Here is a 2,402-nt window from a genome sequence, read left to right as displayed (position 1 = left end):
CTTCTACAACCACCAGCGCCGACACAGCGCGGCGGGCATGATGAGCCCGATCAACTACGAGAACACCGCGGCCCCCGACCGGGAAGCCGCATAGGGAAGCCCTCCACGATTCGGGGGGAACCACAGTTCGAGGTAGCGGCGCATCGTGGCGACGAGCTCGGGTCGGGCCGCGAGTTTCTCCCAGGTCGGCAACGGCGCCGCGGTCATCGGGCTTCCTCAGCCATCGCCGATGGCGTCGCGGTGTGGTCGGGGTTGCCGGCGAAGACCTGGGCGTCGATAACCTCAGCGGCCCTGCGGTACTGGGAGGCCAGCCAGTCATCGGCCAGGTGCAGGTAGATCCGAGTCGACTCGATCGAGGCGTGCCCGGCCTGGGCCTGGACCGCTTCAAGAGCCATCCCGGCTTCGCGGAGCCGGGTAAGACAGGTGTGGCGCAGCTCGTGGCAGGTCGCGTGCTCCAGCCCGGCCCGGCCACGAGCGCCGGCGAGGATCTCATCCAGCCCGGCCGCGGTCAGCGCTTGCCCACGCCGGGGTCGTTTGAGGACCACGAACAACTGGTCGGACTCAGCATCGGATGGCCGCTCGTGCTCGAGATAGGCCCTCGCGTGGTCGAAGAACCGCCCCGATACCGGGACCAGGCGTTGATGCCCGCCCTTTCCTTCGGCGATGAACACCCGCCGCTCGGCTACCCGAAGGTCGCCCAGGCGCAGCCCGAGAACCTCGCAACGACGAAGCCCGCCCAGCACCATCGCAGCAACCATCGCCCGGTCCCGGTGGGTGCGCAGCGCGGCGGTCAGCGCATCGACCTCGGCCGGGGCCAGGATCCGCGGCACCGTCCTGATGCCGCGCACCAGCGGGACACCCTGGCGAGGCCGGTGACGCTCACGGCGAGTCGGAAGCCCGCGCGGTACCGGGTTCGTGGCCACGTCGCCGCGAGCATGGAGGAACGCGTACAACCCCGAGACCGACGACAACCGACGCCGCAGCGTCCGGTTCGAAACCCCCGCACCCTCCTCGTCGACCAGCCGCGCGGTCCCCGCGATCGAGGGCTGGCCGGCCCGCTGGGCGGTCATGAATGCCAGCACGTCCCGCGGCCTGACCTCTTCCGGGGCCTTGCCCACCACGGTGAAGAAGACCCTCAAGTCGTAGGCCACCGCCAGCGTCGTGTTCGGTCGACAACGCCCCGCGACGAACTCCAGGTACTCGTCGAGCACTCCGACGCCAAGCCGCAGCACCGGCTCGCCGGCAGGGCCACTCGACCTGATCAGACACACATCGACCAACGACATCCGGGTGCCTCCTGCTCCTCGTCGATCACCGGGTAAGTCCCGGCGAGATACCAACGAAGATCACCCGCATATCAAGCAAGATAGAGCGCTGCTGCCGAGAAGCGGGCTTCGCCTACTCGTCGTCCCATCCGACGAGGCGCATGATCTGCCAGGGCTCTCCCGGTCCTCCCCGCTTTGCGATGTGACCGGGCGGCATCGTGGCCAGGCTCGCGACCGAAGTGTTTCGATCGACAACGTGCGCGATGTGCGTGACGACTGCAGCCCCAGGTGAGTTCGGGTCGTTCACGCCGTCGCCGACCATCCAGGAGCCATCGGGAGCGTGGATGACCTCCCGCGCTGGAAGTTCGCCGGTGAGAACTGTTCGCTGCACGAGCGCTCCAAGTTGAGGCGGGAAGCGGTCGCCTTCGTAGGGGAACGGCAGTTCGCGGAAGATCTCCCTGTCGGTCACCGGAGACATGCTGGCATGCCCACGCGCCCCGCTATTGCCGCCTGGCGAGGCCGTAGTGCCGAACTGTCGCAGGCTCCTGCTAGACCACGATCATGGGAATCACCGTCTACCAGCGCTACCCGTACGACGATGTTTTCCTATTGGCGTCAACCGATATCGCAGCGAATGCGTGGCGACTGGAGGCCGAGGGCAACCAGCGACGGGATTGGCTGTCAGTCGAAACCGTCATCATGGATTCGCACTTGAACTGGAGCACTCCCGACCTGACGCTCTGGGACGCGCTCCGCGAGGCCAAGTTGAGCGATGTCCACGCGGCGTTTCCGAACGCCAGCAGAGTCGCACCGGCGAGTGCTCCGTTCGCCGTGGTGTGGGATGTGTCCAGCTGGTGCAATTCGCAGCGCCCCGGGCACGGAGCGGATAGCTGGTTCCGGTTCATCGACCCCGCCGGCGCCATTTTCGAGTTCCAGTACCGGTCGATGTCGAGCGAGCGTCACAACTACTTCGGGTAGTCGGAAGATGTCACGCCGTATCGGTCGCTGGCCCGCGAGCACGCCGTGCGGCTACTTGTTTCATTGACGTCAGGATCGGTGCCTGGCGAGGCTCGGTCCAGGCGTCCGGTCCGTGGCTCTCTGTGCGGCTGCCCACGACACGTTCGTGTGGCTCACTAC

The 2,402-nt window shown here is 66.9% G+C and carries 3 protein-coding genes; 1 reads left to right on the top strand and 2 read right to left on the bottom strand.

Translation table 11 applies throughout. The annotated features are described in order from the left end of the window. Positions 1–203: 203 nt before the first annotated feature. Together D0Z08_RS31515 and D0Z08_RS31510 are read right to left on the bottom strand one after the other, a co-directional pair. Positions 204–1,286, bottom strand: coding sequence for a tyrosine-type recombinase/integrase (locus D0Z08_RS31515; RefSeq protein ID WP_118929243.1), 1,083 nt, complete (start codon positions 1,284–1,286; stop codon positions 204–206). Positions 1,287–1,398: 112 nt separating this feature from the next. Beyond that, entirely contained in the window at positions 1,399–1,734 is a 336-nt protein-coding gene (locus D0Z08_RS31510; RefSeq protein ID WP_118929242.1) for a hypothetical protein, read from the bottom strand. A gap of 92 nt (positions 1,735–1,826) precedes the next feature. Here D0Z08_RS31510 and D0Z08_RS31505 point away from each other — a divergent pair, with 92 nt between their 5' ends. Then, entirely contained in the window at positions 1,827–2,243 is a 417-nt protein-coding gene (locus D0Z08_RS31505; protein WP_118929241.1) for a hypothetical protein, read from the top strand. The last annotated feature ends 159 nt before the right edge of the window (positions 2,244–2,402 follow it).

Origin of the sequence: Nocardioides immobilis (assembly GCF_003515065.1) — a bacterium.
In the GTDB taxonomy this organism is placed as follows: Bacteria; Actinomycetota; Actinomycetes; order Propionibacteriales; family Nocardioidaceae; genus Nocardioides; species Nocardioides immobilis.
This window is presented reverse-complemented; position numbering and strand designations above follow the sequence as displayed.

What these genes read in the sequence shown, in the direction of transcription:
- D0Z08_RS31505 (WP_118929241.1), top strand. Translation starts at nt 1,827, where the DNA reads ATGGGAATCACCGTCTACCAGCGCTACCCGTACGACGATGTTTTCCTA.
- D0Z08_RS31515 (WP_118929243.1), bottom strand. Translation starts at nt 1,286, where the DNA reads ATGTCGTTGGTCGATGTGTGTCTGATCAGGTCGAGTGGCCCTGCCGGC.